Below are 5,429 nucleotides of genomic sequence, written 5' to 3' on the forward strand. Positions count from 1 at the left end.
ACCGCCGCCCGCCCCCGCAGAAGGCCGGACCGCCGCCCGCCCCCGCAGAAGGCCGGGGCCTGGGTGCACGGCGACTTCCACCCGCTGAACCTGCTCTACCGCGGCAAGGAGCCCGCCGCGATCGTCGACTGGGACCGTCTGGGCGTCCAGCCCCGCGCGGAGGAGGCGGTACGGGCCGCGGTCATCTTCTTCGTACGCCCGGCGGGGGAGCTGGAGCTCGACAAGGTGCGCGCGTACGCGCGCGCGTACCGCCAGGCCACCGGCGCGGACCCGGCCGAACTCGCCGCCGCCGTCCACCGCGTGTGGTGGGAGCGGCTCAACGACTTCTGGATCCTGCGCTGGCGCTATCTGCTCCACGACCGAAGGGCCGACCCGCAGTTCCCTGCGGCGTCGGCCCTGGCGGTCTGGTGGACCCGCGAGTACGAGGCGGTGTGCGAGGCGTTCGCGGACTAGGGCGTGTTGCGAATGTCCCGCCCGGCCGCCGCCCCGGTCAGGTCTTCGGGGTGGGCCCGCCCGTCGTCGCGCCGGTCGTCGTGCCCTTGGTGTCGCCCGTCCCGCCGTCGGTCGTGCCGGCGGTCGTGCCCTGGCTCGTCCCGGTGGTGGTCCCGGCCGTCGTGCCCGTGCTCGTCCCGGACGTCGTGCCCGAGGTCGTGCCCTGATCCGTCCCCGAGGTCGTCCCGGTGGTCGTGCCCTGGTCGGTGCCCGAGGTCGTGCCCTGGTCCGTCCCGGACGTCGTGCCCTGGTCGGTGCCCGAGGTCGTGCCCTGGCTCGTCCCGGACGTCGTGCCCTGGTTGGTGCCGGGCGACGGCGTGTGCTTCTTGGTGTGCTTGGGCGACGGCGTGTACGGCGGCGGGTAGTTGCCGCCGGTCGTCGACGTCTGATCCTGGCCGCGGCTCGCCTGGTCGTCGGGCGACGGCGACGTCTTCGACTCGTCGGAAGGCGACGGGGAGTGGGAGACCGCCGGCTTCTTCGGCGTCTGATCGCCGTCCTTCTTGTCCCCCGCCTTCATCGCGAACGCCACACCCGCCGCGATCGCGATGATCGCGAGCACCACGAACAGGATGACCTTGCCCCGGCCGCCGCCCGGGCGCCGTCCGCTGCCGTTGTAACCGCCGTTGTTGTAGCCGCCGGAGCCGTAACCCCCGTCGTAGCCGCCGTCGTCCGGGTTCATCGGCGGCAGGATCGGGCCGCGGAACTGCGAGGTCTCCCCGTGCCCGGGGTGGCCCATGGCGGCGGTCGGCGCGGTCATGCCCATCGCGGCGGTCCGGCCGACGTCGTGCATGACCTCGACCGGGCCGGTGTTCCAGGTGCCGGTGTGGCCGCCCTGCGCCTGGAGCATCTGCAGTCCGTACTGGACCAGGCCGCGCATCTCCTCGGCGGACTGGAAACGGTCGTCCGGGTCCTTGGCGAGAGAACGCATGACGAGGCCGTCGAGTTCCGGCGGCGCCACGGAAGCCACCTGCGACGGCGGCACCGGGGTGTCCTGCACGTGCTGGTAGACCACCGACAACGGTGTCTCGCCGGTGAAGGGCGGGCGCAGCGCGAGCAGTTCGTACAGCAGACAGCCCGTGGCGTACAGGTCGGAGCGGTGGTCGACGGCCTTGCCGAGCGCCTGCTCCGGCGACAGGTACTGCGGCGTGCCCATGACCATGCCGGTCTGCGTCATCGTCGACTGCGCGCCGTGCAGGGCGCGTGCGATGCCGAAGTCCATCACCTTCACGGCACCGGTGTGCGTGATGATCACGTTCGCGGGCTTGATGTCGCGGTGCACGATGCCGTGCTGGTGCGAGTACGCCAGCGCCTCCAGCACTCCGGAGACGATGATCAGCGCCTGCTCCGTCGGCGGCGCCTCCGCCTGCACCAGCAGATCGCGGATGGTGCGGCCCTCGACCAGCTCCATCACGATGTAGGGGACGGTCTGGCCGCCCACCACGTCCTCGCCCGAGTCGTACACCGCCACCACCGCGTGGTGGTTGAGCCCGGCCACCGACTGCGCCTCACGCGTGAAGCGGGCCTTGGAGACGGGGTCCTCGGCGAGGTCGGCGCGCAGCAGCTTCACCGCGACCGTACGGCCGAGCCGTACGTCCTCCGCGGCGAAGACCTCCGCCATGCCGCCCCGGCCGAGCCGGTGCGTCAGCCGGTAGCGGCCGTCACCGACGAGTCCGCCGACCCACGACTCGTGGTCCTGCGCATCGGGCATCCCGGCGCCGCTTCCCTCGGGTTCGGGTGCCATCAGTCCTCGCCGTCGTGTCTGGCCGCGTCAGCGGTGGTTCCTCAAGGTCTTACGGTTGTGCAGTAGTGCACGCTACAGCGTTCGTACAGGACGCCGGTTCGGGATGGACCGGCCATCCAATCGGTTCCGCGTGTACCCATGCAAATTCCATGCGATTCCTGTAACGCTTACGAGACGCTTCTTGCGCGTACGGTCACGGAACGGGCACCCGGCTTGACGTGTCGTACCCCTCGGGCAGACTTGGCTCGAAAATTCGCAGGATCATCGCTGGCCACCGCGGCCAAGGGGGATGCACAGTCATGAGCCAGGACGGCGCACAGGGCCGCTATGCGGGCGGCTCCATCGCGGGCGGGCGCTACCAGCTGCGCGACCTCCTCGGCGAAGGCGGCATGGCCTCGGTCTACCTGGCGTACGACGCCGCGCTGGACCGCCAGGTCGCGATCAAAACCCTGCACACCGAACTCGGCCGGGAAGCGTCGTTCCGCGAACGCTTCCGGCGCGAGGCGCAGGCCGTCGCCAAGCTCCAGCACACCAACATCGTGTCGGTCTTCGACACCGGTGAGGACGAGCTGGGCGGCGCGATGATGCCGTACATCGTCATGGAGTACGTGGAGGGCCAGCCGCTCGGCTCGGTGCTGCACACCGACATCCAGCAGTACGGAGCGATGCCCGCCGACAAGGCGCTGAAGATGACCGCCGACGTGCTCGCCGCCCTTGAGGTCAGCCACGAGATGGGCCTGGTCCACCGCGACATCAAGCCCGGCAACGTGATGGTGACCAAGCGCGGCGTGGTCAAGGTCATGGACTTCGGCATCGCGCGCGCCATGCAGTCCGGTGTCACCTCGATGACCCAGACCGGCATGGTCGTCGGCACCCCGCAGTACCTCTCGCCCGAGCAGGCCCTGGGCCGGGGCGTCGATGCCCGCTCCGACCTGTACTCGGTCGGCATCATGCTCTTCCAGCTGATCACCGGCCGGATCCCGTTCGACGCGGACTCCCCGCTGGCGATCGCGTACGCCCACGTCCAGGAGGAGCCGGTCGCGCCCTCCTCGGTCAACCGGTCCATCCCGCCGGCCGTGGACGCGCTGGTGGCCCGCGCGCTGAAGAAGAACCCGAACGAGCGCTTCCCGAGCGCCGCCGCGATGCGCGACGAGATCGCCCGGATCTCCGCCAGCGGCCAGACGGGAGCCGCCCCGGTGATCACCGGCGGCGGCCCGGTCTCCAGCGGCCAGGGCGTCGGCGCGACGGTCTTCCCGCCGCTGGACGCCTCCGTGCAGCAGGGCTACTCGGGCAGCGTGCAGACGCCGTACCAGCCGAGCCCGTACGGCCCGCCGACGCCCGCCCCCACGCCGCAGCCCTCGTACGGCTACCCGCAGCAGGCGCCGATGCCGGCGCAGCACACCCCGCCGCCGTACACGATCTCCCCCAGCGGCCCGGCGGCCGGCGGTCCCTCCTCGAACTCCTCGCACTCCTCGAAGCGGAACACCCCGGTGATCGTGGGTGCGATCGCGGTGGCGCTCCTCGCGGTCGGCGGCCTGATCACGGCGCTGGCACTGAACAAGGGCGACGACTCGAAGGACGGCGGCGACAAGCCCACGGGTGCGGCCGTCGCCGGCCACAAGGGCCCCGAGCGCAGCCGCACGCTGGACACCACCAAGTGCACCAGCCCGCAGAAGTCCGCGCTCGACCCCTCGAAGGTCCAGGCCCCGGACTTCACCTACAAGGACATCCTGTCGGTGAAGCTGTGCATCCAGGCGGCGGGCTGGAAGGTCGACACCACCACGGTGGACAACGGCCAGTGGGGCCAGGACACGGTCGTGACGCAGTTCCCGGCCTCGGGCACCGACGTCGACCCCAAGTCGGCCCAGTTCACCCTGACGCTGTCCTCGGGCAACCCGCCGCAGCAGTAGTACCCGTACGGGGGCGCGGCAGTGCCTCCGTACGGCGGGGCACCCGGCTGACGCACCCGGGATGCCCGCCCCGGCGCCCCGTGTGACGCTGACCGCATGGCTTCAGGGCTCCGGACACGGCTCCGGGCGGCGGTCGGGACGCTCGGCGCGGGTGCGGCGCTGGCGGGCCTGCTGCTCGTGACCCCGCCCGCGTACGCCGAGGACCCGGCGCCGCCGTCCGCCCCGCTCGACGAGCGGTTCGCGGGCAACCGGGCCGGGGAGGGCCGGGCCCGGCCGGGCCGCCCGCCGGGAACCCTCCCGTACGTACCGGACGAGTCGGCGCAGCCGATCGCGGACGCGTTCCGGTCGCCCACCCCGCCCCCGCAGCCGAGCGCGCGTCCGGCGGTGGCGCGCAAGGCCCGGCCGTCGGACCTGTCCACCACGTCGGAGCTGCGGGTCCACGTCCTGTCGATGGGGGCGGGCCTGACCCTGACGGGCCTGGGCCTGGCGTTCCTGGCCCTGCGCCTGCGCCGCCCCTGACCGACGCGTGCTCCCGCTCCCACTCAGCCCCTCCCCGAGGGGTGGATCACACTCCCCCGGGGGCACAACGTGATGTGAGGCACGTGTGCGAGAGAATGGACGGCATGGAGATGCCGAGGAACGAAGAGTCGCCGGACAGCCCCCACATCCTGGTCGTCGGACAGGACGGTATGGCCATCGGCGGCGGTGACGACGAGTCGCGCGAGGTCCCGGTGACGGAGATGGTCGAACAGCCCGCGAAGGTCATGCGGATCGGCAGCATGATCAAGCAACTTCTGGAAGAAGTGCGCGCGGCGCCTCTGGACGAGGCGAGCCGTGTACGCCTGAAGGACATCCACGCCTCCTCGGTGAAGGAACTCGAGGACGGCCTGGCCCCCGAACTGGTCGAGGAGCTGGAACGCCTCTCGCTCCCCTTCACGGACGAGGCGATCCCCTCCGAATCGGAACTCCGGATCGCGCAGGCCCAGTTGGTGGGCTGGCTGGAGGGCCTCTTCCACGGAATCCAGACGGCCCTGTTCGCCCAGCAGATGGCGGCACGCGCCCAACTGGAACAGATGCGCCGAGCCCTCCCCCCGGGAACGTCCCACGACGACGAGGAGGGCCCGGGGGGAGGGCTCGGCGCATCTGTTCCAGTTGGGCGCGTGCCGCCATCTGCTGGGCGAACAGGGCCGTCTGGATTCCGTGGAAGAGGCCCTCCAGCCAGCCCACCAACTGGGCCTGCGCGATCCGGAGTTCCGATTCGGAGGGGATCGCCTCGTCCGTGAAGG

At 71.5% G+C, this 5,429-nt stretch carries 4 protein-coding genes and 2 pseudogenes; 4 read left to right on the forward strand and 2 right to left on the reverse strand.

Features of this window, described 5'->3' with window-relative positions; genetic code table 11:
• Window positions 1–453 (forward strand): phosphotransferase (locus tag ACJA3G_RS29025; RefSeq protein WP_406556007.1); only part of this gene is annotated, 453 nt, incomplete at its 5' end.
• 37 nt (window positions 454–490) lie between these two features.
• Here the strand turns inward: ACJA3G_RS29025 and ACJA3G_RS29030 are convergent.
• The gene (locus tag ACJA3G_RS29030) at window positions 491–2,233 is read right to left on the reverse strand and encodes a protein kinase domain-containing protein (RefSeq protein WP_406556008.1); all 1,743 of its coding nucleotides are present in this window, start codon (window positions 2,231–2,233) and stop codon (window positions 491–493) included.
• A 299-nt stretch (window positions 2,234–2,532) separates the two neighbouring features.
• Here ACJA3G_RS29030 and ACJA3G_RS29035 point away from each other — a divergent pair, with 299 nt between their 5' ends.
• The 3 genes and pseudogenes from ACJA3G_RS29035 to ACJA3G_RS29045 form a co-directional block, all read left to right on the forward strand.
• Entirely contained in the window at window positions 2,533–4,143 is a 1,611-nt protein-coding gene (locus ACJA3G_RS29035; protein WP_406556009.1) for a protein kinase domain-containing protein, read from the forward strand.
• Between the two features lie 96 nt (window positions 4,144–4,239).
• Window positions 4,240–4,662, forward strand: a complete 423-nt coding sequence (locus tag ACJA3G_RS29040) for a hypothetical protein (RefSeq protein WP_406556010.1) — start codon at window positions 4,240–4,242, stop codon at window positions 4,660–4,662.
• 104 nt (window positions 4,663–4,766) lie between these two features.
• A pseudogene (locus ACJA3G_RS29045) lies at window positions 4,767–5,270 on the forward strand (bacterial proteasome activator family protein); the annotation flags it as partial.
• On the opposite strand, the pseudogene ACJA3G_RS29050 reads toward ACJA3G_RS29045, so the two are convergent.
• Window positions 5,263–5,429 (reverse strand): annotated as a pseudogene (locus ACJA3G_RS29050) (proteasome activator); the annotation flags it as partial. The pseudogenes ACJA3G_RS29045 and ACJA3G_RS29050 sit on opposite strands and share 8 nt — an antisense overlap.

The sequence above is a fragment of the Streptomyces sp. YS-3 genome (assembly GCF_045257485.1).
Classification (GTDB): Bacteria; Actinomycetota; Actinomycetes; order Streptomycetales; family Streptomycetaceae; genus Streptomyces.

Coding starts and splice junctions, on each gene's coding strand:
- ACJA3G_RS29035 (WP_406556009.1), top strand. CDS start 2,533: ATGAGCCAGGACGGCGCACAGGGCCGCTATGCGGGCGGCTCCATCGCG.
- ACJA3G_RS29040 (WP_406556010.1), top strand. CDS start 4,240: ATGGCTTCAGGGCTCCGGACACGGCTCCGGGCGGCGGTCGGGACGCTC.
- ACJA3G_RS29030 (WP_406556008.1), bottom strand. CDS start 2,233: ATGGCACCCGAACCCGAGGGAAGCGGCGCCGGGATGCCCGATGCGCAG.